The sequence below is a fragment of the Pseudomonas sp. AO-1 genome, assembly GCF_019775695.1.
Taxonomy (GTDB): domain Bacteria; phylum Pseudomonadota; class Gammaproteobacteria; order Pseudomonadales; family Pseudomonadaceae; genus Aquipseudomonas; species Aquipseudomonas parakoreensis.
Map to the genome: position 1 here is coordinate 5,653,053 of NZ_CP079947.1, position 23,823 is coordinate 5,676,875.

17 protein-coding genes are annotated in these 23,823 nt (G+C 60.3%); 10 read left to right on the forward strand and 7 right to left on the reverse strand.

Annotated elements, in window-relative coordinates:
* The first annotated feature begins 4 nt into the window (after positions 1–4).
* From KVQ82_RS25865 to KVQ82_RS25885, 5 genes are all read left to right on the forward strand, one after another.
* Complete coding sequence (locus KVQ82_RS25865) at positions 5–658, forward strand: ABC transporter permease (RefSeq protein WP_041066877.1); 654 nt, start codon at positions 5–7, stop codon at positions 656–658.
* Positions 655–1,812: a betaine/proline/choline family ABC transporter ATP-binding protein gene (locus tag KVQ82_RS25870; RefSeq protein WP_003221591.1), complete on the forward strand. Its 1,158-nt coding sequence runs from the start codon at positions 655–657 to the stop codon at positions 1,810–1,812. Before KVQ82_RS25865 ends, KVQ82_RS25870 begins: the two co-directional genes overlap by 4 nt.
* A 635-nt stretch (positions 1,813–2,447) precedes the next feature.
* On the forward strand, positions 2,448–3,611 hold the full coding sequence (locus KVQ82_RS25875; protein ID WP_047291221.1) for a type III PLP-dependent enzyme: 1,164 nt from the start codon (positions 2,448–2,450) through the stop codon (positions 3,609–3,611).
* Between the two features lie 577 nt (positions 3,612–4,188).
* Positions 4,189–5,262 carry an alpha-xenorhabdolysin family binary toxin subunit A gene (locus tag KVQ82_RS25880; protein WP_222016574.1) on the forward strand — a complete coding sequence of 358 codons (1,074 nt, stop codon included), beginning with the start codon at positions 4,189–4,191 and terminating at the stop codon, positions 5,260–5,262.
* 30 nt (positions 5,263–5,292) lie between these two features.
* Positions 5,293–6,294: an alpha-xenorhabdolysin family binary toxin subunit B gene (locus tag KVQ82_RS25885; protein ID WP_222016577.1), complete on the forward strand. Its 1,002-nt coding sequence runs from the start codon at positions 5,293–5,295 to the stop codon at positions 6,292–6,294.
* 20 nt (positions 6,295–6,314) lie between these two features.
* Here the strand turns inward: KVQ82_RS25885 and KVQ82_RS25890 are convergent, their stop codons facing one another.
* Entirely contained in the window at positions 6,315–7,088 is a 774-nt protein-coding gene (locus KVQ82_RS25890) for a tetratricopeptide repeat protein (protein ID WP_222016579.1), read from the reverse strand.
* Complete coding sequence (locus KVQ82_RS25895; protein WP_086793728.1) at positions 7,085–7,765, reverse strand: Fe2+-dependent dioxygenase; 681 nt, start codon at positions 7,763–7,765, stop codon at positions 7,085–7,087. Before KVQ82_RS25895 ends, KVQ82_RS25890 begins: the two co-directional genes overlap by 4 nt.
* Positions 7,766–7,972: 207 nt before the next feature.
* On the opposite strand from KVQ82_RS25895, the gene KVQ82_RS25900 reads away from it, so the two are divergent.
* From KVQ82_RS25900 to KVQ82_RS25910, 3 genes are all read left to right on the forward strand, one after another.
* The gene (locus KVQ82_RS25900; protein WP_222016581.1) at positions 7,973–10,294 is read left to right on the forward strand and encodes a TonB-dependent siderophore receptor; all 2,322 of its coding nucleotides are present in this window, start codon (positions 7,973–7,975) and stop codon (positions 10,292–10,294) included.
* 236 nt (positions 10,295–10,530) lie between these two features.
* Entirely contained in the window at positions 10,531–13,059 is a 2,529-nt protein-coding gene (locus KVQ82_RS25905) for a sulfite reductase flavoprotein subunit alpha (RefSeq protein ID WP_222016582.1), read from the forward strand.
* Positions 13,060–13,425: 366 nt separating this feature from the next.
* The gene (locus KVQ82_RS25910; RefSeq protein WP_222016584.1) at positions 13,426–13,827 is read left to right on the forward strand and encodes an endonuclease domain-containing protein; all 402 of its coding nucleotides are present in this window, start codon (positions 13,426–13,428) and stop codon (positions 13,825–13,827) included.
* Positions 13,828–13,843: 16 nt separating this feature from the next.
* Here KVQ82_RS25910 and KVQ82_RS25915 read toward each other — a convergent pair whose 3' ends face one another.
* The 4 genes from KVQ82_RS25915 to ptsP all read right to left on the reverse strand — a co-directional run bounded on the left by KVQ82_RS25915 (position 13,844) and on the right by ptsP (position 21,075).
* Positions 13,844–15,385 carry an alkaline phosphatase gene (locus tag KVQ82_RS25915; protein ID WP_222016586.1) on the reverse strand — a complete coding sequence of 514 codons (1,542 nt, stop codon included), beginning with the start codon at positions 15,383–15,385 and terminating at the stop codon, positions 13,844–13,846.
* A gap of 142 nt (positions 15,386–15,527) precedes the next feature.
* Positions 15,528–17,261 (reverse strand): PTS fructose-like transporter subunit IIB, encoded by a 1,734-nt coding sequence (locus KVQ82_RS25920; RefSeq protein ID WP_222016587.1) that lies wholly within the window; start codon positions 17,259–17,261, stop codon positions 15,528–15,530.
* Between the two features lie 11 nt (positions 17,262–17,272).
* Complete coding sequence (gene pfkB / locus KVQ82_RS25925) at positions 17,273–18,214, reverse strand: 1-phosphofructokinase (protein ID WP_222016589.1); 942 nt, start codon at positions 18,212–18,214, stop codon at positions 17,273–17,275.
* The gene (ptsP, locus tag KVQ82_RS25930; RefSeq protein WP_145597294.1) at positions 18,214–21,075 is read right to left on the reverse strand and encodes a phosphoenolpyruvate--protein phosphotransferase; all 2,862 of its coding nucleotides are present in this window, start codon (positions 21,073–21,075) and stop codon (positions 18,214–18,216) included. Before ptsP ends, pfkB begins: the two co-directional genes overlap by 1 nt.
* A gap of 306 nt (positions 21,076–21,381) precedes the next feature.
* On the opposite strand from ptsP, the gene cra reads away from it, so the two are divergent.
* A complete protein-coding gene (gene cra / locus KVQ82_RS25935) occupies positions 21,382–22,377 on the forward strand; it encodes a catabolite repressor/activator (protein ID WP_222016591.1) in 996 nt (331 codons plus the stop codon).
* Positions 22,378–22,380: 3 nt separating this feature from the next.
* Entirely contained in the window at positions 22,381–23,157 is a 777-nt protein-coding gene (locus KVQ82_RS25940) for a TatD family hydrolase (RefSeq protein ID WP_222016594.1), read from the forward strand.
* A 96-nt stretch (positions 23,158–23,253) separates the two neighbouring features.
* On the opposite strand, the gene KVQ82_RS25945 is transcribed toward KVQ82_RS25940, so the two are convergent.
* Complete coding sequence (locus KVQ82_RS25945; protein WP_047291192.1) at positions 23,254–23,649, reverse strand: hypothetical protein; 396 nt, start codon at positions 23,647–23,649, stop codon at positions 23,254–23,256.
* Between the last annotated feature and the right edge of the window lie 174 nt (positions 23,650–23,823).

The following is a 23,823-nucleotide window of genomic DNA, read 5'->3' on the forward strand; positions in this document are numbered from 1 at the left end:
AGTCATGGAATTTCTGAACGCCTTTTCCCACCTCGACTGGCAGCAGGTGATGCACCTGACCTGGCAGCACATCACCCTGGTCGGCATCGCGGTGACACTGGCGATTCTCATCGGCGTGCCGCTGGGCATTCTGATGACGCGCTTCCCGACACTCGCAGGTCCCTTGCAAGCCAGCGCCACAGTGTTGCTGACCGTGCCATCGATTGCGCTGTTCGGCCTGCTGCTGCCGTTCTATTCCAAGTTCGGCCAGGGCCTGGGGCCGATGCCGGCGATCACCGCGGTGTTCCTCTATTCGCTGCTGCCGATCATGCGCAACACCTACCTCGCCCTGACCGGCGTCGAGCCGGGTATCCGTGAAGCCGCGCGCGGCATCGGCATGACCTTCGGCCAGCGCCTGCGCATGGTCGAGCTGCCGATTGCGGTGCCGGTGATTCTCGCCGGGGTGCGCACTGCGGTGGTGATGAACATCGGCGTGATGACCATCGCCGCGACCATCGGCGCCGGTGGCCTCGGTGTGCTGATCCTCGCCTCCATCAGCCGCAGCGACATGTCGATGCTGATCGTCGGCGCGCTGCTGGTCAGCCTTCTGGCGATCTTCGCCGACCTTCTCCTGCAGTGGCTGCAACGTACGCTGACTCCAAAAGGACTCCTCAAATGATCGAACTTCAAAACCTCAGCAAGACCTTCCAGAGCAACGGCAAAGATGTCAAAGCCGTGGACTCGGTGAGCCTGACCGTCAATGAAGGCGAAATCTGTGTGTTCCTCGGGCCATCGGGTTGCGGCAAAAGCACCACGCTGAAAATGATCAACCGCCTGATCAAACCGACTTCGGGCAAGATCCTGATCAACGGCGAAGACACCACCGACCTCGACGAAGTGACCTTGCGCCGCAACATCGGCTACGTGATCCAGCAGATCGGTCTGTTCCCGAACATGACCATCGAAGAGAACATCGTCGTGGTGCCGAAACTGCTCGGCTGGGACAAACAGAAATGCCACGACCGCGCCCGCGAACTGATGAGCATGATCAAGCTGGAACCCAAGCAGTATCTGCATCGCTACCCGCGTGAACTGTCCGGTGGCCAGCAACAGCGCATCGGTGTGATCCGCGCACTGGCGGCGGATGCGCCGTTGTTGCTGATGGACGAGCCGTTTGGCGCAGTCGACCCGATCAACCGTGAGATGATCCAGAACGAGTTTTTCGAGATGCAACGCGCGCTGAACAAGACCGTGATCATGGTCAGCCACGACATCGACGAAGCGATCAAGCTCGGCGACAAGATCGCGATCTTCCGCGCCGGCAAACTGCTGCAGATCGATCACCCGGACACCCTGCTCGCGCACCCCGCGGACGACTTTGTCAGCAACTTCGTCGGCCAGGACAGCACCCTCAAGCGTCTGCTGCTGGTGAAGGCGGAAGACGCGGCGGACAACGCCCCGTCAGTCAGCCCGGAAACCCCGGTGGCCGATGCGCTGGAGCTGATGGACGAGCATGACCGCCGCTACGTGGTGGTCACCTGTGCCGAGAACAAGGCGCTGGGTTATGTGCGACGCCGCGACCTGCATCGCCAGACCGGCACCTGCGCGCAGTATCTGCGCGAGTTCAACGCCACTGCAGCGTATGACGAGCACCTGCGTATCTTGCTGTCGCGCATGTACGAGTTCAATCGCTCGTGGCTGCCGGTGATGGATGCCGAACGAGTGTTCCTCGGCGAGGTGACGCAGGAGTCGATTGCGGCGTACCTGAGCTCGGGACGTTCGCGGGGCATGAAGACCAATATCGTTTCGCCGGCTGAGGCCGTGGTCGCGTAAAAACTCCAAATCTGTGGGAGCGAGCCTGCTCGCGAATGCGCAATAACGGTCAACAAGGATGTTGCCTGTGAAAATGTTTTCGCGAGCAGGCTCGCTCCCACAGGATTCGCGCAATCTTCGGGGCATTTACAGGGCGGAAAAGAATCTCAACAGTAATGTTCGTTGGACTTGGGCAAAGTCACCTGTTCAAACAAGCAAAATCCCCCTCACTCCCACCTCTCGCCGCCAACGTCGCCGATGTTGCGCCTAACGTACTTACCCTCGACTTCGCCGACAAAAGCCGCGAACGTGCAGGTATTTTTAACACTTGAAAAATCGCAGGGAACATCTGTCCGTCATCTCGGTCGGCTACAAAGAGTGATATCCGCGACGTACGTCAGAAGCGTGCAAAAACGCGACATTTTTAGTTGATCTCAGGCCCCTCACGCCCTAAAGTTCGCGCCGAACGTCCATGCTGGAAACGATCCATCCGGCTCAAGTACTGACGACGAGACAGCAAGGCCAAGGGCAGTTACGCCCGTGGCCTTTTTGCTTTCGGCGACATGCCTTGGGAAGTAGGCGAACCAAAGTGGGGATACGGAGGACGTTCATTTACACCCATGTTTTTACCCGTTTGCCCATAGGAGCACTCCAGCATGTCGATCCAGGTCGAAGACTATTTCGCGCGCGAAACCTTTCAGAAAATGAAGGCGTTCGCCGACAAACAGGAAACCCCGTTCGTGGTGATCGACACCGCGATGATCGCCCAGGCCTACGATGACCTGCGCGCCGGTTTCGAATTCGCCAAGGTCTACTACGCGGTCAAGGCCAACCCGGCTGTCGAGATCATCGACCTGCTCAAAGAGAAAGGCTCGAGCTTTGATATCGCCTCCATCTATGAGCTGGACAAAGTCCTGAGCCGTGGCGTCAGCCCGGATCAGATCAGCTACGGCAACACCATCAAGAAGTCCAAGGACATCCGCTACTTCTTCGAGAAGGGCGTGCGTCTGTACGCCACCGACTCCGAAGCCGACCTGCGCAACATCGCCAAAGCCGCGCCGGGTTCGAAAGTCTATGTGCGCATCCTCACCGAAGGCTCGACCACTGCCGACTGGCCGCTGTCGCGCAAATTCGGCTGCCAGACCGACATGGCCATGGACCTGCTGATCCTCGCTCGCGACCTCGGGCTGGTGCCTTACGGCATCTCGTTCCACGTCGGTTCGCAGCAGCGCGACATCAGCGTCTGGGACGCAGCGATCGCCAAGGTCAAAGTGATCTTCGAGCGCCTGAAGGAAGAAGACGGTATCCACCTGAAGCTGATCAACATGGGCGGTGGCTTCCCGGCCAACTACATCACCCGCACCAACAGCCTGGAAACCTACGCCGAAGAGATCATCCGTTTCCTGAAAGAAGACTTCGGTGATGACCTGCCGGAAATCATTCTGGAACCGGGCCGTTCGCTGATCGCCAACGCCGGCATTCTGGTCAGCGAAGTGGTACTGGTCGCACGCAAATCGCGCACCGCCGTCGAGCGTTGGGTCTACACCGATGTGGGCAAGTTCTCCGGGCTGATCGAAACCATGGACGAAGCGATCAAGTTCCCGATCTGGACCGAGAAGAAAGGCGAGATGGAAGAAGTGGTGATCGCCGGTCCAACGTGCGACAGCGCCGACATCATGTACGAGAACTACAAGTACGGCCTGCCACTGAACCTGGCGATCGGTGATCGTCTGTACTGGCTGTCGACCGGTGCCTACACCACCAGTTACAGCGCCGTCGAATTCAATGGCTTCCCGCCGCTGAAATCGTTCTACGTGTAACCCACGTCGATTGAAAAAAGGCCCATGTTTTCATGGGCCTTTTTTATTGGCGCAGCCATGACTCGATACGGGTCAACTGCGCATGGATCTTTTTGCCAATAGCCGACAATTCAGCCTCCCTGTCTTCACGAACGTCGTCAGCGTCTGCAGGGTCGTCAACACCCTCCTTTAGCAATCACAAATTTCTCCGTGAGCGCTTCCTATTGATAATAAGCGTCTGACCTTTAATACGCAGATCAGCCGTTGCCCGTTTGGCGGATAGCGCCAGCCCATTCGTTGTCTGCACGGGGCCTTCGGACTGTATATTGGCTATTCATTTACAACGCTGAACCACTCATCCAGAGCGCAAGTTTATCAGCGCTGCCATTCAACTTAGTTCACGAAAACAAATACCAACAAGCCGTTAAATATTAAAAAAACACACACATCCCGAACAACCAAAAACCATCCACCACTTATGCAAGAGATTTCAAAAAACGACAAATAATAAACAACAAGAAGTCACACTCAATACATATACTCACGAGCAAAAGCAATATTAACCTTGAGGCTCGGACAACCACTCAAGGAATGTAAAGTGCAGCCCACCTCAAACCCGCTCGTCACCAAAGACGACATTCGAAAAATAAAAAACTACATCTCTGCCGCCAAAGCTTTGCCGCGCAATATCGAAGATGTAGAGCGCCAATTGAAAACCAGCACCACCGGCATCATCGGTCTGGAGCTGATCGATATTGTTCAGCTCAATCATATGATCATCAACAATGCCAATTCGTGGAACGACATCGAGTATTCGATGAAGCGTGTGGCCGGAAGTCTCTCGACCTTTTCGGAGGACCTGGAAAGTTTTGGTCAGGAAATTATCGACGCCATCGTGACGATGCCGGGTTACATAAACTACCTGGGTACTATCGACTCGCTGAGCGAAGAAGAAATAACCCGGCTCCCGCCACTGGAGATCGGCACGGCAGAAAAGAACCGTTTCGGCTCCATTCAGGAGTCTCTCGCGTTCATCGAAAGATCGATCGGCGAGAAGAAGCTCAGCAGTGTGGATGTCAGCGAGCGATTGAAGTACTTCAAGATCGATCTTAACGACAAGGTTGCCGTCAATATTGGTGAAAAACTACGCCTGGCCGGCGATGCGCAACTCAACCGACAGCTGACTGAACTGAATGTTGCGATTGATCGAGCGAATAAACTCATAGAGGAAAAAACCCGCGAGACGGCGCCGGATTTTTTTGATCACATTCTTGGTTTTGTCGCCGCTTACAAGGGCGGCCCTCTCAGCTCGAGCGTTTATTACAAAACGCTCGAACTTCAGCAGATTACCCATTTACGCCCATTGATCGCCCAGCGCGATCAACTCGCGGAGCAGATCAAACAAACCAACATCCTGGCCGGCACGCTCATGGAGTTCCAGTCGGGTCTGGACAGCATGTCGCTGTACGTCGAAGGCGCGATACAGAGTACCTCGCAACTGGAGACGCTATGGATCTCCGTTACCGACTACATCAACGCTTCGCAAAATAAAGTCATGGGCATGCACGAGTTTCTGACCCTCAGAAGCTTTGTCTCCAGTTTCAAGATTGTCATTAAAAACTGGAAAACCGTTCAAGCCAACGCGAATCAACTTATCCACGCATTCGACTGACGCCACTCAATCATTCAGGAAATATTCATCATGACAAACCTCAGCTATGCCCAGCCTGACCTTGGCCGTATTCAAGAGAGCCGTGAGGCGATCCGTTATCAAGCGATCGTTGGCTCTGCCAACCTGTACATCAAAGCCTTGAGCGATGAGTTGATCGCTTTGAACACGGCCGTCAGCGACCTTGATCTTACGGCCGCGAATATCTTCACTTCGGCAATCACAGCGCTGGAGACCGACGACCTGAACGAAAACCTGCAGGCACTGGCCAGCCTCAACGCCCGTGAACCGAGTGCTCAGGTTGAAAAAGCACGCCAGCAGTATTCGCAGATCGTCACCCAACTGATCAAGCTGTGCACTGAACAAATGACCAGACTCCACACTTCGCTGCACAACAGTGTGTTCGGGGTGCAGAGCATCGGCATCAGCAACAACCGTTTCAGACTTGAAGAGCTGGCCGCGAGCAAAATCAATCTGACCCGGGAGTACGACGCCGAGCAAATCCCGCTGGCTGAATTGAAAGACGATGAAACCGTTCTGAATCTGGCCATTGCCGAGTTCGAAAAGCTGACATTCATTGATCGAATCAAGCCATTGCTTGAACAACTGAAGGCGATCATCGGCAACAAACCGACCACCCCTGAGGCGGCGGCGCTGGAGGCCGGACTGATTATCGCCAACAAGTTTCTCGACGAAGCCAACGAGCTGATCAAATACAAGGATCTGATCAAGGCGCGCCAGATCATCCAGACGCGCCTTGCACAACGCGAGGAGCGCGTGGCGTCGCTGGCCAGGCAACTGCGCGACAACGACGACAAGACCCGCCAGTTGAAAGATACCCAGAAGGTTGTGCCACACCAGCAAACCTATGTCAGTGAGACCGGCAAACTGACGGCTGCGTTGTCCGCGTTTCTCGGTGCGGTCACGGCTGTGCCGAATGAAGACGTTCTGCGGCGTGGCGAACGATTGCTGGAACACAGCCAGTCCCTGCGCAATTACCTGATCCCGCTGCAGGGACGCTGGTTACGCGGGTGATCGAAGGCGCCTGCCCTCGATTACTGATGGAGAGCAGGCGCCTCGGCGTCAAGGGCCGCCAGACGCTGACGGTACTCGGCGCCCATGGCGCGTATCTGCGGATGCGCGGATGCCAGCAGCGATTCGCCGCTGACGCGCAAGAACTTCACATTGCCGAGCAGCAAAGCCTTGCGCAGCCATTGCAGCGCCTCTTCGATTCGCCCCGCTTGCGCCAGGATCGCGGCGTGACTGAACTGCCCGCGAAAATCCCCACCCTCGGCGGAGCGTCGATACCAGTCGTGTGCTGCTGGCAGATCCATCGGGCCTGCCCGCCCTTCCTCCAGATACCGTCCCAGCAGGTTCATCGACTTCGCATGACCCGCTTCAGCGGCGCGCCGATACAACGCCAATGCCTGACGCTGATCGACCATGACACCGCGCCCGGTCGCCAGCAGATTGGCGAGGTTGTACATCGCCCAATCCAGCCCCGCGTCAGCGGCGATTCGATAATGCTGCGCGGCAATCGCGGCATTCGCGACGCATCCCCAGCCATGCTCATGACAACGGCCCAGCATGTTGCGCGCCATCAGGTGCCCTTGCCCGGCGGCGATGGCGAACCAGCGCAGTGCCAACGTTTGATCCTGAGCAATGCCACGGCCATCGAGCAGGATCTGCCCGAGCAACGCCTGCGCTTCAACAATGCCCTGGCCGGCGGCGAGCAGAATCGCCTGCGCCGCACGCGCCGGACTTTCTTCGAGCATCGCGCCGAGCTGCGCAACGTCGAGCACCTCCTCGCGCCGCAGTTGAAAACTCATACCTCGACCCAGCGCCGCAGCAGGTTGTGATAGGTGCCGGTCAGGCGAATCAGCGACGGGTGATCAGGCATGTCCTGAGTGAGCTGCTGGATCGCCCCGTCCATCTCGAACAGCAAGGCGCGCTGGCTGTCTTCGCGCACCAGACTCTGCGTCCAGAAGAACGACGCATAACGCGCACCACGGGTGACGGCATTGACCTTGTGCAGGCTGGTGCCGGGGTACAGCACCATGTCGCCGGCGGGCAGTTTCACCCGTTGCGTGCCAAAGGTGTCCTGGATCTCCAGTTCGCCGCCGTCGTAATCCTCGGGCTCACTGAAAAACAGCGTGGCCGACAGATCGGTGCGCACCCGCTCGATGCTGCCTTTGGGCTGACGCACGGCGTTGTCGATGTGAAAGTCAAAACTGCCACCCGCTGTGTAGCAGTTGAGTAACGGCGGGAATACTTTGTGCGGCAGCGCAGCGGACATGAACTGCGGATTTTTCCACAGCCGCTCGAGCATCGCTGCGCCGATTTCCTTGGCCAGCGGATGGCCTTCCGGCAGTTGCAGATTGTGTTTGGCCTTGGCCGACTGATAGCCGGCGGTGATCTTGCCATCGGCCCAATCCGCCTGCTCCAGCGCCTCGCGGATGCGCTGCACTTCTTCTTTGCCGAACAGGCCGGGGATGTGCAGCAGCATGGCGATCGTACCTGATGGTAAAGGGGTGCCAATGGTATTGATTCTTATTGGCCGTGTAAAACCCGCATGACGGATGAATCGGTAAAAACCGTAAGGTTAAATTGTAAAGAATGTAAATTCGTCGCGAATAACAATGTTTCGCAATTGATACGAATACCCGTTTACCCTATATTCCGCGACCTCAAATCCTTGGGGAGGGGAATAAAAATGTCACGTCAACACGCACAATTGCCGGTCAGTTCACCACGTTTGCTTGCTTCGGCCATTGGTGTCGCCATCACCGCCGGTTCCGCCGGCCACATGGTCTTCGCCGCAGAAAAGACCGACAGCAAAGCCTCCGGCAATGCCATCGCCCTGGACGCTACCGCCATCACCGGCGAAGCGCAGGACCCGACGTCCTACCAGGTCGAAAAAGCCTCCTCGCCCAAGTACACCGCGCCGCTGGTCGATACCCCGCGTTCGGTCACCGTCATCCCGCAACAAGTGCTCAAAGACACCGGCGCCCTGAACATGCAGGACGCGCTGCGCACCGTGCCGGGCATCACCTTCGGTGCCGGTGAAGGTGGCAACCCGCAGGGTGATCGTCCGTTCATTCGTGGTTTCGACGCCCAAGGCGACACCTACCTCGACGGCGTGCGCGACACCGGTTCGCAGAGCCGCGAAATCTTTGCTGTGGAAAACATTGAAGTCAGCAAAGGCCCGAATTCGGCCATCGGCGGTCGCGGCGCGGCCGGTGGCAGCATCAACCTGGTGAGCAAAAAAGCACACTTGGGCAACTCGTTCGACGGTGGTTTCACCTGGGGTTCCGACCAGACCCAGCGTTACACGCTGGATGGCAACTACCAGTTCAGTGACACCGCTGCCGGCCGCCTGAACCTGATGAGCCACGAGAGCAATGTCGCCGGTCGCGACAAGGTCGACTACGACCGTTGGGGCATCGCGCCGTCCCTGGCGTTTGGCCTGGGCACCGACACCCGGGTCAACCTGGACTACTACCATCTGGAAAGCAACGACACCCCGGACTCGGGCATTCCTTACACCATTCCGGCCGGTGGTTCGGCGGCACGTACCAAGTCCAACCCGGACAAGCCGTATGCCGGTGGCGATCACAGCAACTTCTACGGTCTGGATCGCGACTTCCGCAAGGGCCGCACCGACACCGCGACTTTCGCCATCGAGCATGACCTGAGCGATTCGCTGACCATCAAGAACACCCTGCGCCACGGCACCAGCATGCAGGATTACATCCTGACTCAGCCGGACGACAGCAAGGGCAACGTCAACAATGGCAGCGTCTGGCGCCGTGCAAACACGCGGGTCAGCAACACCGAGACCACCACCAACCAGACTGATCTGTTCGGCAATTTCTACGTCGCCGGTTTCAAGAACAGCTTCTCCACCGGTGTCGAATACACCCGCGAGGAAGGCCAGAAGTCCTCGTACAACGTCAACACTGACACCACGCCGCGCACCAGCGCCGCGACCACCAATTGCACCCCGTCGATGATTGGCGCATCGAGCGGCTACAACTGCACCTCGCTGTCGAACCCGAACCCGAACGATCCGTGGAACGGCGCGATCTCACGCAACTACGCTGGCACCGACACCAAGGCCAACACTTACGCGCTGTATGCGTTCGACACCCTGGAGCTGTCCGAGCAGTGGCTGGTGAACATGGGGCTGCGTTATGACCACTTCGAGACCGACTACAAGACCTACAACAACGCTGGCACCACCACCTCCAAGGGTGATGACACCAGCGAGTTCGTCACCGGTCAGTTCGGCGTGGTCTACAAACCGGCGCCAAACGGCAGCATCTACGCCTCCTACGCGACCTCCGCGACGCCACCGGGTAACACCCTCGGTGAAGGCCAGGAAGGCAACCCGCTGGGCGGTACTCCGGATCGCAATGGCAACCTGCTCAAGAGCGACATGGAGCCGGAAACCACCAAGAACTACGAAATCGGCACCAAGTGGGATCTGTTGAACGATCGCCTGTCGCTGACCGCTGACGTGTTCCGCACCGAGAAAGAAAACGCTCGCGTACAAGTCGACACCACCTCCTACGAGAACGCCGGCAAGACCCGCGTGCAAGGTATCGAGCTGTCGGCCAGCGGCAAGATCACCGACAAGTGGCAAGTATTCGCCGGCTACGCCTACATGGACAGCGAACAGGTCGACGGTGGTGACCTGCCGGCCAACAAAGCCAACAACGGTAACGAACTGCCGAACACGCCGAAAAACAGCGCCAGCCTGTGGACCACTTATCAGGTCACGCCGAAGCTGACCATCGGTGGCGGTGCGTTCTACGTCGACGACGTGTACGGCAGCGTGGCCAACACCACGATGGTCGATTCCTATGTACGTTACGACGCGATGGCCGCCTACAAGCTGAGCAAGAACGTCGACCTGCAACTCAACGTGCAGAACCTGACCAATGAAACCTACTACGACAAAGCCTTCTCGACCCACTTCGCCAACCAGGCGGCGGGCCGTACGGCGCTGTTGAGCACCAACTTCCACTTCTGATTGATGCGGTAAATGTGGGAGCGGGCTTGCTCGCGAAGGCGATGTGTCAGTGAAATAGATATCGACTGACACGACGCATTCGGGAGCAAGCCCCCTCCCACAGTTAATGCAATCAGCAGATCCGGCCCCGTTCATTAGATTGAACGGGGCCTTTGTGCGTAATCAAAGAAGCTCTCGATAACCCACGGCATAATGCGCGCCGTGATGACAATTTTCGAACGGACAAGGCGAGCGACGTGTTGAAGAAAACCCTGTTCCAGTTGCACTGGTTTTTCGGCATCACTGCCGGGCTGGTGCTGGCCCTGATGGGCATTACCGGTGCCGCCTACTCGTTCCAGGACGAAATCCTGCGGGCGCTGAACCCGTCGGTGTTGCAGGTGGAAAAACAGGTCGCTGGCGTCCTGCCCCCGGTCGAGCTGGTGGAACACATCGAAGCAAGCTCCGGCAAGAAAGTCGGCATGCTCTGGGTCGAAACCGACAGCGGCAACGCCGCACGTGTCTACTTCACCCCGCCCAAAGGCGAACGTCGCGGCGAGATGCGCTACTTCGATCCGTACACCGGCGAGTTCATGGGCGACGCGGTGGGCCAGGACTTTTTCGGTCTGATGCTGCAACTGCACCGCTTCCTCGCCATGGGCGATACCGGGCGCAACATCACCGGCGCCTGCACCCTGATCCTGCTGTTCTTCTGCCTCTCCGGGCTGTACCTGCGCTGGCCGCGCCAGTGGAACAGCTGGCGCGTGTGGCTGACCCTCGACTGGCAGAAAAAGGGCCGCAGCTTCAACTGGGATCTGCACTCGGTGGCCGGCACTTGGTGTCTGCTGGTGTATCTGCTGCTGGCGTTGACCGGGTTGTCCTGGTCGTACGAGTGGTACAACAAAGGCCTGACCAGACTGCTTTCCGATGCGCCGCAAAACGAGCGCATGCGCGGCGGTCGCGGCCCGGCGCCAGAAGGTCCGGCACCGACGGTCGACTACGCGGCGATGTGGAGCAGCATCTACAGCGCTGCCGGCCCGGGCCTGTCGGCCTACAACATCCGCATGCCGCCAGTGGCCGGGCAACCGGCGACCGTGTTCTACCTGCTCGACAGCTCGCCGCATGATCGCGCGCTGAACCAGATCACCCTCGACCCGGCCACCGGCGTGGTCAAACGTGTCGACCGCTACGCTGACAAGAGCTTCAAGGCGCAGCTGTTGACCAGCATTTACGCGCTGCACGTCGGCAGCTATTTCGGCCTCGTCGGACGGATCATCGTCACCCTCGCCGCCGTGTGCATGCCGCTGTTTTTCATCACCGGATGGCTGCTGTATCTGGATCGCCGACGCAAGAAAAAGCAGATTCAGGACGCGCGCAAAGGTCTTCAGGCACCCGCCGCTGATGCACCGGCATGGCTGGTGGGTTTCGCCAGCCAGAGCGGTTTTGCCGAACAACTGGCGTGGCAGACCGCCGGGCAATTGCAAGCCGCCGGGTTGCCGGTGAAGGTGCAGCCGCTGGCGAACGTCAGCGCGCAGGATCTGCTTGAGTCGAATAACGCACTGTTCGTAGTCAGTACCTTCGGCGATGGCGAAGCACCGGACAGCGCCCGCGGTTTCGAGCGCAAAGTGCTGAGCAACGCTGCAAGCTTCGACGGCCTGAACTATGCGGTGCTGGGCCTCGGCGACCGCCAGTACCAGAATTTCTGCGGCTTCGCCCGACGCCTGCATCAGTGGTTGGGCGACCACGGCGGCAAGACCCTGTTCGCCCCGGTCGAAGTCGACAGCGGCGACCCGTACGCCCTGCGTCATTGGCAAACCCAGCTCGGACAGCTGACCGGGCAAGCGCCGGTCGACACCTGGCAAGCGCCGAGCTACGACAACTGGACGCTGGTCAGCCGCGAACTGATGAATCCCGACAGCAGCGGCGCGCCGGTTTACCTGTTGGGCCTGAAGGCGCCGAGTACCAGCAGCTGGCTGGCCGGGGATCTGGTAGAGGTGCTGCCACGCAATTGCGCGTGGGCGGTCGAACATTTCCTCGACGGCCTCGGCATTCGCGGCGAAACCCGCGTGACGATCAACGGCCTGGAAGAGCCGCTGGAAGTCGCCCTCGCCTCGCGCCAACTGCCCGAGCATCGCGCGCATCTGGTCGGCCTGCATGCGCAAGCGCTGGTGGACGCAATGGTGCCGCTGGCGATGCGCGAGTACTCGATTGCCTCGATTGCCGCTGACGGTGTGCTGGAGTTGATCGTGCGCCAGGAACAACACAGCGATGGCAGCCTGGGTATCGGTTCCGGTTGGCTGACCGAGCATGCCCCGGTCGGCGACAGCATCAGCCTGCGCGTGCGGCGCAACAGTGGCTTCCACTTACCGAACGAACTGGTGCCGATGATTCTGCTGGGCAACGGCACCGGCCTCGCCGGATTGCGCAGCCTGCTCAAAGCACGCATCGCCGACGGTCAGCAGCGTCACTGGCTGCTGTTCGGCGAGCGCAATCGTCAGCACGATTTCCTCTGTCGGGCGGAGCTGGAAGAGTGGTTGATCAATGGTGATCTGGCGCGGCTGGACCTGGCGTTTTCGCGGGATCAGGCGCAAAAGATTTACGTGCAGGATCGCCTGCGCGAATCCGCTGACGAACTGAAGAAATGGCTGGCTGACGGTGCGGTGATCTACATCTGCGGCAGCCTGCAGGGCATGGCCGCCGGCGTCGATCAGGCACTCAACGACATCCTCGGTACCACCGAAGTCGAACGTCTGATCGAACAGGGCCGCTATCGCCGCGACGTGTACTGACTCAGCCAAAGAGCCCCTCACCCTAACCCTCTCCCGGAGGGAGAGGGGACTGATTGGGGGATGCCGGATAAATACGCCGACCTGAAGGTGATGTACCGAATCCGTAATCGACTCGGTCTTTCAGGTCGATGTACAACTCGATACAACTCCGTAGGCTCCCTCTCCCCGAAAAAGAGGGGGGCTGATTGGGGATGCCGAATTACGCCGTTATGAAGATGATTCACCGAATCCATAATCGACTCGGTCTTTCAGGTCGATGTACAACTCGATACAACTCCGTAGGCTCCCTCTCCCTCCGGGAGAGGGCTGGGGTGAGGGTCCTCGTCTACAGTGAGATTTCCAGCCACTTCACAAGGATCGTGAAGCATGCAAAATCGCCTCACTCTCGCTCAGTTCGCCCGCCAGTTACGCAGCAGCCAAACCGATTGCGAACAATTACTCTGGCAAAAACTTCGTTCACGCCAAGTCGCCAATCTGAAATTCCGCAGGCAGTTTCCATGTCCGCCCTATGTCCTGGATTTTTACTGCTTAGAGCTGAAACTGGCGATTGAGCTGGATGGGGGTCAACACTATGAAATAGCGGGCTTGATCCACGATCAACGTCGGACGCTTTTCCTGGAACGTCAGGGCATTGAAGTTGTGCGATTCAGTAATCTCGAAGTAATGCAGCAGATGGATGATGTACTGGAGCAAATCACAAGAATTGCCGCGAATCGAAAAACACCCTCACCCTCCAAGCGGTCCGACATTTCGGGAGGGCCGGGGTGAGGGTTGTTTTTGATCTTCAAACTGGCTGCAATTTCTGCTCAAACACCGCGACCCCATTCAAATCCCGCAACACCACACTCATCTCCCCGCTCTGCCCTTCGATATTCACCTCGCCAAAAAACTGAAACCCGGCAAACGGTGAAGTGTTCTGCGTGGGTGGGGCCTTCTGGAACACCACTTCCGGCCCGAAGGTCTTGTCCAGCGGATTAGGCCCGAAACTGCCGGCATTCAGCGGCCCGGCGACAAATTCCCAGAACGGTTCGAAATCCTGAAACGCCGCGCGATCCGGGTGGTAATGATGCGCCGCGCAGTAATGCACGTCCGCGGTCAGAAACACGAAATTGCGCACGTGCTGCGCCCGCAGAAAACCGAGCAACTCGGCGACTTCCAGCTCACGTCCTTGCGCCGGGCCCGGATCACCGTTGGCCACGGCCTCCCAGCGTGCAACGCCCGGGCTGACTTCACCGTCGGGCACGCCGAGGCCGATCGGCATGTCGGCGGCGATCACCTTCCACTGCGCCTTGGAGTGCTTCAAACCACGCTTGAGCCAGTCCAGTTGTTCGCGCCCGAGGAACGGTTTGGCCGCGCCAAGGTTGTCGTCGTTGGCCCCGCGATAGCTGCGCATGTCGAGCACGAACACGTCGAGCATCGGCCCGTGGCTGAGCTTGCGATAAATCCGCCCACCGCCATCGGCCGCCTGCAAACGCATCGGCGAATATTCCAGCCAGGCCTTGCGCGCACGGCCGACCAGGGTGTGGATATCTTTCTCTTGATAACGCTCGTCGAGCTGCTTGCCCGGCGACCAGTTGTTGACCACTTCGTGGTCGTCCCACTGCCAGATCTGCGGGACTTCGGCGTTGAAGCGGCGGATGTTTTCATCCATCAGGTTGTAGCGGTAATTGCCGCGATAGTCGTCGAGGGTCTGCGCCACTTTGCTCTTGGCTTCGGTGGTGAGGTTGCGCCAGATCCGCCCGCCTTCGGTGGTCACTTGCGCCGGCACCGGGCCGTCGGCGTAGATGGTGTCGCCGCTGTGGATAAAGAAGTCCGGCAGGCGCAGGCGCATGGATTCGTAGATACGCATGCCACCGATGTCCGGGTTGATGCCAAAGCCCTGGCCGACGGTGTCACCGCTCCAGACGAAACGGATGTTGCGTCGCGCCTTCGGTGCGCTACGCAAATGGCCGAGCCACGGCTCGCTGGCGACGCCGGATTGTGCGTCCTTGAAATACACCCGATAGAAAATCGCCTGATCGGCGGGCAGCCCGGTCAGTTCGACACGGGCAGTAAAGTCGGTGCGCGCATCGGCCAGCGTCGAGACGACACGGCGCGGGTGGCGAAACTGGCTGCGGGTGTCCCACTCGACCACCATCCGTGCCGGGCGATCGCTGCGGCTCCAGATCATCGCGCGGTCGCCTTGCAGGTCGCCGGACTGCACGCCGTCGGTGAGTTGCGGCCGATCCTTGACCGACGCGATCACTGCCGGCGCCAGCCCCGGCATCAGCAGCCCGGCACCGACAACCTGCATGACCCGTCGGCGACCAATGTTGAAATCGCTCATGCGTGTTCTCCCTGAAAAAAGGAAAACTTAAGCACGGGATGATGAATTGGGGATGACACACAAAAAGATCGCAGCCTGCGGCAGCTCCTACAGAGAATCTCGATCCCCTGTAGGAGCTGCCGCAGGCTGCGATCTTTTGCCTTTAAGCTTTTACCGGCTCCATTGCCAACTCAACAGCTTCCGGGCGTTTGACCGCCGCGTAAACCACCGCCGTCAACAAACTCCCCGCAACAATCGCCAGCAGATACAACAATGCATGATTGATCGCATTGGGGATCGCCAGCACAAACAAGCCACCATGCGGCGCCATCAGTTTGCAGCCGAAGTACATTGACAACGCGCCGGTCAACGCACCGCCGGCGATGCTCGCCGGAATCACCCGCAGCGGGTCTTTGGCGGCAAACGGAATTGCCCCTTCAGAGATAAAGCACAGCCCCAGCACCAGCGCCGCTTTACCGGCCTCGCGCTCGGTCTGGGCGAACTTGCGGCGAGCGATGAAGGTGGCGATGCCCAGCCCGATGGGCGGCACCATGCCGGCAGCCATGGTCGCGGCCATCGGCGCATAACTCTGCGATGCCAGCAGCCCCACCGAGAACGCATACGCGGCTTTGTTGATCGGTCCACCAAGGTCGACGCACATCATGCCGCCGAGCAACACGCCGAGCAGAATCGCGTTGGTGGTGCCCATGCTGTCGAGGAAATGCGTCAGCGCCGCGAGCATCCCGGCGACCGGTTTACCCACCACGTAGATCATCACCAGACCGGTGATCAGGCTGGCGAACAACGGGATGATCAGAATCGGTTTCAGCGCTTCGAGGCTCTGCGGCAACGCCACATAACGACTGATCAACTTGGCCGCATAACCGGCGATGAAACCGGCGACGATCCCGCCAATGAACCCCGCGCCCAACGTGCTGGCGAGCAAGCCACCAATCATCCCCGGCGCCAGGCCCGGACGGTCGGCGATCGAGTAGGCGATGTAACCGGCGAGCAGCGGCACCATCAGCTTGAACGCGGTCTCGCCGCCGATCTGCATCAGCGCTGCCGCCAGCGTGCCTTCTTCCTTGAACGCGGTGATGCCGAAGACGAAAGACAGCGCGATCATCAACCCACCGGCCACCACCATCGGCAGCATGAACGAAACACCGGTCAGCAGGTGTTTGTAAACGCCGGTTTTCTCTTGCTTGGCCGGCGCCTTGCCGTCGCTCGCAGCGTTCTCCACCTGAGCTTCGGCGAGGGCTTTTCTCAGTGTCGCTTCGGACTGTTTGAGGGCAATGCCGGTGCCGCAGCGGTAGATTTTCTTGCCGGCAAAACGCTCGGTGGCGACTTCGATGTCCGCCGCCAGCAACACCACGTCAGCCTCGGCAATCGCCGTCGCGCTGAGCGGGGTTTTCGCGCCCACCGAACCCTGGGTTTCGACGTGCAGTTCATAGCCCAGACGCTTGGCCGTCTGCTGCAACGCCTCGGCCGCCATGAAAGTGTGGGCAACCCCGGTCGGGCACGCAGTAATGGCGACGATGCGCGGCGCACGTGGCGCAGCGGCAAGCGGGGCGGCTTCGCTGGCGACATAAACTTCAGCCTCTTGCGCACCGCGACGCAGCACCGCTTCGACATCTTGCAGCGCTTGCGCCGGGGCGATGCGGAACACGCGCTTGCCGACAAAACGCGTCATGTCGATGTCACCGGTGGCGACCAGCAACACCCACTCCGCCGCTTCAATGGTGGCAGCCGACAATTCGCGCTCCGGGTGCGCCGCATCGACCACTTCAACGCTGGTGCTCCAGCCCTGACGCTGGGCCGCCGCGTCCAGCAGACGGGCGCACAGCACACTGGTGACCATGCCGTTCGGGCAGGCCGTGACGATGGCTAATTTCATGACAAACCCTCTTATTGTTCTGTCAGGGGACGCACGCGTACGCCCTGTTCGAGCTGCGCCAGTTGCGCCGCGTCGTTGATGCCGAAGCCGATTTGCGTCACCGCCATCGCGGCAATCGCCGTGGCGGTGCGCAGGGTCTGCTCGGGCGTGTCGGCACTGAGCAGACCGTGGAGCATGCCGGCCAGCAACGAGTCACCGGCACCCACTGTGCTGGCGACCGTAACCTTGGGCGGCGTGGCATGCAGCGCCGAGCCGACGCTGAACCAGTTCACACCGTCGGCACCGTGGGAGATCACTACGTGCTCGATACCCTTGGCGTGCAGGCACGCCGCAGCCTGAGCTTCGGCGGCGTGCGAAACCACATCGCAATCGAGCGCATCGGCGAGTTCTTCAGTATTCGGCTTGATCAGCCACGGACGCCCTTCAATGGCGGCGCGCAAAGCTTCGCCGCTGCTGTCGAGGGCGACTTTCAGGCCGAGACCGTTCAGGCGTTCGATCAACTCGCGCAACCACTGCGCACTGACGCCACGCGGCAGACTGCCGGCGACCACCACCGCATCATGCCCCGGAGCGATCCGCAGCAGACGCTCAAGCAACGCCTGCTGCGCCGCCGCATCGACCACTGGCCCCGGACCGTTGATGTCGGTGATGCGCCCGTCGTGTTCGGCGACCTTGATGTTGCTGCGCGTCTCCCCCGGCACACGGATGAAGGCGTCGACAAAACCGCGCTTGGCAAACAGGGTTTCGAAGGCCTGCAGATTGTCTTCGCCGAGAAAGCCGCTGACCGTCAGTTGATGCCCGAGATCCGCCAGCACTTGCGCGACGTTCACGCCTTTGCCGGCGGCGTGGGTGTGCATCTCGTCGCTGCGGTTGACCTGACCGGCCTCCAAGCGTGGCAACTCGACCGTGAGGTCCAGCGCCGGGTTGAGGGTCAGGGTGAGAATCTTGGCCATTACAGGGCCTCCACTAATGCACGCACTTCGTTCGCGCTGCCCACGGTGAGGGCGTGTTGAGCAAGGGTTTGCGCCTGGGTCAGGCTGAGTTCGCGGATGCGCGCCTTGACCTCGGCGATGCTGCGCCCGGACACGCTCAGCTCATCAACGCCGAGGCCGACCAGCACCGGCACCGCCAGCGGATCCGCCGCCAGTTCGCCGCAGACACCGACCCATTTGCCATGGGCATGCGCCGCGCGCACGGTGATGTCGATCAGTTGCAGCACCGCCGGGTGCAGGCCGTCAGCCTGGGCCGAGAGCGTCGGGTGACCACGGTCGATGGCCAGGGTGTATTGCGTAAGGTCGTTGGTACCGACGCTGAAGAAGTCGACTTCCTTGGCCAGCACCGGCGCCAGCAACGCGGCGGACGGCACCTCGATCATGATCCCCAGTTGCAAGTCCGCGACCGGGATTTCCAGGCGCAGGCGTTCGGTCATGTCACGGGCCTGACGCCATTCTTCAACGCTGCCGACCATCGGGAACATGATCCGCAACGGCCGGTTGTCCGCCGAACGCAGCAAGGCGCGCAACTGCGCTTCCATGACCTGCGGACGCTGCAGCGTCAGGCGAATGCCACGCACGCCGAGGAACGGGTTTTCTTCCTTGGCGATCGGCCAATACGGCAGCGGTTTGTCGCCACCGACATCAAGGGTGCGCACCACCAGCGGCCGACCGGCGAGGCCATCGAGAACGCGGCGGTATTCGGCTTCCTGAGTGGCTTCGTCCGGTGCCTGCGGGTGGGCCATGAAAATCAGTTCGGTGCGCAGCAGACCGATGCCTTCCGCGCCCTGCTCGACCGCAGCGGTAACTCCGGCGCTTTCACCGATGTTGGCGAACACTTCCACGGCGTGACCGTCAGTGGTGTGCGCCGGTTGATGGCGTTGTTCGGCGGCAGCCTTGAGACGCTGCTCGCGGGTGTCGCGTTCTTCGGCGGCGCGTTGCAGGGTCGCGGCATCGGCGTCGACGTGCAGGCGACCGCGCTGGCCGTCGAGCAGCAGCGGCGTGCCCGGTTCCAGCAGCAACACCGCAGCGCCAGCTCCGACCAGCGCAGGAATCCCGAGAGCACGGGCGACGATTGCACTGTGCGCCGTGGCGCCGCCGCGAGCGGTGAGAATCCCGGCTACTCGAGCCGGATCGAGTCGCGCCACGTCCGACGGGCCGACCTCATCCATCACCAGAATGTACGGTTGCTCCGGCTCGTTCGGCGTCTGTACGCCACAGAGTTGCGCCAGTACCCGGCGACCGATATCACGCAGGTCCGCCGCCCGCTCGGCGAGCAACGCGTCCTGCAGCGATTCCTGTTGTCTGGCTGCCGCTTCAATCACCGCCATCCAAGCCGCTTCGGCGCTTTCGCCTTGCTTGAGGCGAGTGTCGACTTCGTCGGTCAGTTCCGGGTCGTCGAGCATTTCCTGGTGGGTGATGAAAATCTCGCGAATCGCCTTGGCCTTGCTGCGTTCGATCAGGCCCTGAATGTCACTGCGCACGTCGCTCAGCGCTTGCTTGAGGCGTTCGCGCTCGATGGCGGCGGACTCGCCGCGCAACGGGTAATCGATAGCCTGTTGCACCTGAATGTGCGCTGGGCCAATGGCGATGCCCGGTGCAGCAGGGATCGCCTGCAACTGCGCGCCGGACGCCGGGGCGATCAGCACCTCGGCAATATCGGTGATGACTTCGCGTTGCTGGCTCACGGCCGGCAGCGGTTCGACTTCTTCACCGAGGCCTTCTTCGATAGCGGCCAGCAATGCAGGCAAGGCATCGGCGGCGATGCTCGGCTCGGCGATCAACTCCAGCACCTGACCACGCCGCGCACCGAGGCTCAGCAGTTTGCTCAGGCTTTTCACCGACACGGCGCTGTCCGCGCTGTCGACGATGCGCACACGGATTTCGCCGTCAAAACTCTTCGCCAGTTGCGCAAGGATCTTCGCCGGACGTGCATGCAGACCGTGGGCATTGGCCAGGGCAATACGCGCGCTCGGCCAGTCGGCGGGCAGTTCGCCACCGAGCACTTCGAGGACTTTGCGGCTGCTGGTGGCACGGCCCAGCTCATGGCCGCGACCTTCAATCAACAACGCGCACAGACGTTCGAGCAGCGCCTGATGCGCCTCGCCCAAACTGGCCAGGCAGAACAGACCGCTCAGTGGCTGGCCGAGGTAACGCATCGGTTTGTCCGGGGTGACGAAGGCCAGGCCCGGGCGCTTCACGGTTTGCTCGCTGTGCAGCCACCAGAGGCCATCGCCCAGCGGCAGCGCTTCGACTTGCTGCAACACGCCGGCAAACCCGTTGCTCACACAATCGGCCTGGCGCAACAGACGCGCGCCACGCCAGACCAATTCTTCGAAGTCGTCAGCCGACACCCCGAGGCCGATCATCTGCGCATCCAGCGCCAGTTCCTGCGGCGCACCTTGCAGCAGTTTCAGCAACGCTTCCGGGGAACTGGCGCGACGCAGGGCCTGGCCCAGATCGGTCTCGCCGAGGGCGCGGGTCAGCAGTTGCAGCAGGCGCAGGTGTTCGTCGGATTTGGCAGCGATACCGATCGCCAGATACACGATCTGGCCATCACCCCAATCCACGCCCTCGGGAAACTGCATCAGCCGCACGCCAGTGGCGAACACCTGATCGCGGGTCTCCGGCGTACCGTGGGGGATGGCAATACCCTGGCCGAGAAAGGTCGAGCCCTGGGCTTCCCGGGCCTGCAAGCCGGCGAGGTAGCCATCGGCGACCAGGCCATCGGCCACCAGATGATTGGCGAGTAGTTGCAGGGCGGCGGGTTTATCCACAGCCGATTGGCCCATGGATATCTGCTCTATAGTGAGCTCGAGCATGCGATCTCCTTTTTGGCACATGGATGCGCCAGGATATTGTTTTGAATGGTCACAGCTTAGGCGCTGGTCAGCCTGCTTTTCAGCGGCCGTTTTGGCGGTTTCACGGCAGAACCGGCCAAAGGCGTCTAAAACGTAGAAAATACGCTTGCTGAAACGTTTAATCTAGATTGATCGGCACGTTACTCGATAATGTCTCATCCTTGAAGTCCAACTTGTCGGATGCGCTGCGACAATAGTCGTCTGCCTGAATCGGGTAGGATTGGCGAAAATGTCGCGGCAAGCTCGAAAAAACAAGGAAATACCGGGTTGAAACTCAGTGATATCGCGCGGTTGGCCGGAGTGTCCGTGACCACCGCCAGCTACGTCATCAACGGCAAGGCCGAACAGCAACGCATCAGCAACGCCACGGTCGAGCGGGTGCGTGCGGTCGTCGAACAGCACGGCTTCACCCCCAATCCACAAGCGGCCGGGTTGCGCAGTCGGCACACCCGCACGTTGGGCTTTATTCTGCCGGATCTGGAAAACCCCAGTTACGCGCGGATCGCCAAACTGCTCGAGCAAGGCGCGCGCGCGCGGGGTTATCAGTTGCTGATCGCCAGCTCCGACGACGCGCCGGACAGCGAGCGCCAGTTGCTGCAACTGTTCAAGGCGCGCCGCTGCGATGCGCTGATTGTCGCCAGTTGCCTGCCGGCCGGTGACGACAGCTATCGCCAATTGCAAGCCAAGGGTCTGCCGATCATCGCCATCGACCGGGTCATGGAACCCGAGCACTTCTGCTCGGTGATCAGTGACGACCGCGAAGCCAGCCTGCACCTGACCCAGAGCCTGCTCGCCCCGCAGCCAAAGCAGATCGTGCTGCTCGGCGCACGTCCGGAGCTGAGCATCAGTCAGGAACGTGCGGCCGGCTTCAAGCAGGCACTGGTCGACTTCAAAGGCGAAGTGCTGATCGAGCACGCCGAGTCCTTCAGCCGCGAATGCGGCAAGCAATTGATGGAAGAACTCCTGCAACGGCTGGGGCATTTGCCGGATGCGCTGGTGACCACTTCCTACGTGCTGCTGCAGGGCGTGTTCGATGCGCTGCATGACTTCCCGCTCAAATCCCGTCCGCTGCGCCTGGGCACCTTCGGTGACACGCAGTTGCTCGACTTCCTGCCATTGCCGGTCAACGCCATGGCCCAGCAGCACCAGTTGATCGCCGACAAGGCGCTGGAGCTGGCGTTGGCTGCGGTTGAGCAAGCCGAATACAAGCCTGGCGTGCAGGCCATCGCGCGGACCTTCAAGCAGCGTATTCACCGGGACTGAGCCGTGGAGCTGATCGACAGCCACACCCACCTCGACTTCCCCGACTTCGACGCCGATCGCGCGGCGTTGCTCGCCGAAAGCCGCGCTCTCGGCGTGCGGCGGATGGTGGTGCTGGGGGTTTATCAGGGCAATTGGCAACGGCTGTGGGATCTGGTGCAGAGCGATGCCGACTTGTATGCAGCGTTCGGTCTGCATCCGGTGTACCTCGATCAGCATCGACCCGAAGACCTGCGCGCACTCGGCGACTGGCTGACGCGGCTGCGCGGCCATCGGCAACTGTGTGCGGTGGGCGAGATAGGTCTGGATTATTTCATCGAAACCCTCGACCGCGAACGCCAGCAAGCGCTGTTCGACGCGCAACTGCAACTGGCGGCAGACTTCGATTTGCCGGCGCTGATCCACGTCCGCCGCAGCCACGCAGCCGTAATCGCCACGCTCAAGCGCTTCAAGCTCAAACGCGCCGGGATCATCCACGCCTTCGCCGGCAGCCGCGAAGAGGCACGCGAATACATCAAGCTCGGGTTCAAACTGGGTCTGGGCGGCGCGCCAACCTGGCCGCAGGCGTTGCGCATGCATCGGGTGCTGGCGGAGTTGCCACTGGATTCGATCGTGCTCGAGACCGACTCGCCAGACATGGCCCCGGCGATGTTTCCCGGCGTACGCAATACACCGGCACACTTGCCGGCGATCTGTGCGGCGCTCGCCGAGTTGATGAACATCAGCCCGGAACAACTGGCCGCTGCCAGCACTGCCAACAGCTGCGAAGTATTCGGTTGGTAACACGCCTTCTGTAGGAGCTGCGGCACGCTGCGATCTTTTGCTCCTCGCCCTCAAAACAAGATCAAAAGATCGCAGCCTCGTTTCACTCGGCAGCTCCTACAGTCGGTTCGCATGAGCTCTGGCTGCGTCGAGGATCAGGGTCATGTGCTGACGGTGGTGAAAAAAACGCAGCAGCGCGAAGTACGCGAAAAGCACGATCAGTGACGCATTCAACTGTTCAGTCACGCTGAGCAGCCCGATCCATTCCATGACCAGCGCCACCAGCAGCGCGGTACACACGGTTACCGAGGCGCTGAAGCGCAGCAATCCCAGCGAATCGAGGGACTTGAAGCGTTTGATCTGTTTCGGGCAACGCAACTCCAGAGTTTTCTGGCAGTGCGCGCAAGTGAACGGTTCGTTGATTGCGATGGCGTTAAGCTGCCATGGCTTGAGTAACTGCGTGGTCTGGCAATGAGCACAACGGCCCTGGACTCCCAGGGTTGCAACGGACATGAGCGGCCTCCTCGACGCAATCAGCGGAACTCGGATACTGGCTCATTAATGACGAAAAGCCAGCCGTCGGAAGAAAACAGGAATTGGCTTACACGCGTAAGTATCAATGCATTACAAAATGTTCTGACATCTGCCCTGCTCCCCCTGTTGGAATGAGCATGTAGTGAGGGGATT

Bases quoted from the DNA above. Each gene is read 5' to 3' on its own strand.
- KVQ82_RS25865 (WP_041066877.1), top strand. From the start codon at position 5: ATGGAATTTCTGAACGCCTTTTCCCACCTCGACTGGCAGCAGGTGATG.
- KVQ82_RS25885 (WP_222016577.1), top strand. From the start codon at position 5,293: ATGACAAACCTCAGCTATGCCCAGCCTGACCTTGGCCGTATTCAAGAG.
- KVQ82_RS25870 (WP_003221591.1), top strand. From the start codon at position 655: ATGATCGAACTTCAAAACCTCAGCAAGACCTTCCAGAGCAACGGCAAA.
- KVQ82_RS25900 (WP_222016581.1), top strand. From the start codon at position 7,973: ATGTCACGTCAACACGCACAATTGCCGGTCAGTTCACCACGTTTGCTT.
- KVQ82_RS25920 (WP_222016587.1), bottom strand. From the start codon at position 17,261: ATGAAATTAGCCATCGTCACGGCCTGCCCGAACGGCATGGTCACCAGT.
- KVQ82_RS25895 (WP_086793728.1), bottom strand. From the start codon at position 7,765: ATGCTGCTGCACATCCCCGGCCTGTTCGGCAAAGAAGAAGTGCAGCGC.
- ptsP (WP_145597294.1), bottom strand. From the start codon at position 21,075: ATGCTCGAGCTCACTATAGAGCAGATATCCATGGGCCAATCGGCTGTG.
- KVQ82_RS25890 (WP_222016579.1), bottom strand. From the start codon at position 7,088: ATGAGTTTTCAACTGCGGCGCGAGGAGGTGCTCGACGTTGCGCAGCTC.
- KVQ82_RS25915 (WP_222016586.1), bottom strand. From the start codon at position 15,385: ATGAGCGATTTCAACATTGGTCGCCGACGGGTCATGCAGGTTGTCGGT.
- KVQ82_RS25945 (WP_047291192.1), bottom strand. From the start codon at position 23,649: ATGTCCGTTGCAACCCTGGGAGTCCAGGGCCGTTGTGCTCATTGCCAG.
- KVQ82_RS25910 (WP_222016584.1), top strand. From the start codon at position 13,426: ATGCAAAATCGCCTCACTCTCGCTCAGTTCGCCCGCCAGTTACGCAGC.
- pfkB (WP_222016589.1), bottom strand. From the start codon at position 18,214: ATGGCCAAGATTCTCACCCTGACCCTCAACCCGGCGCTGGACCTCACG.
- KVQ82_RS25875 (WP_047291221.1), top strand. From the start codon at position 2,448: ATGTCGATCCAGGTCGAAGACTATTTCGCGCGCGAAACCTTTCAGAAA.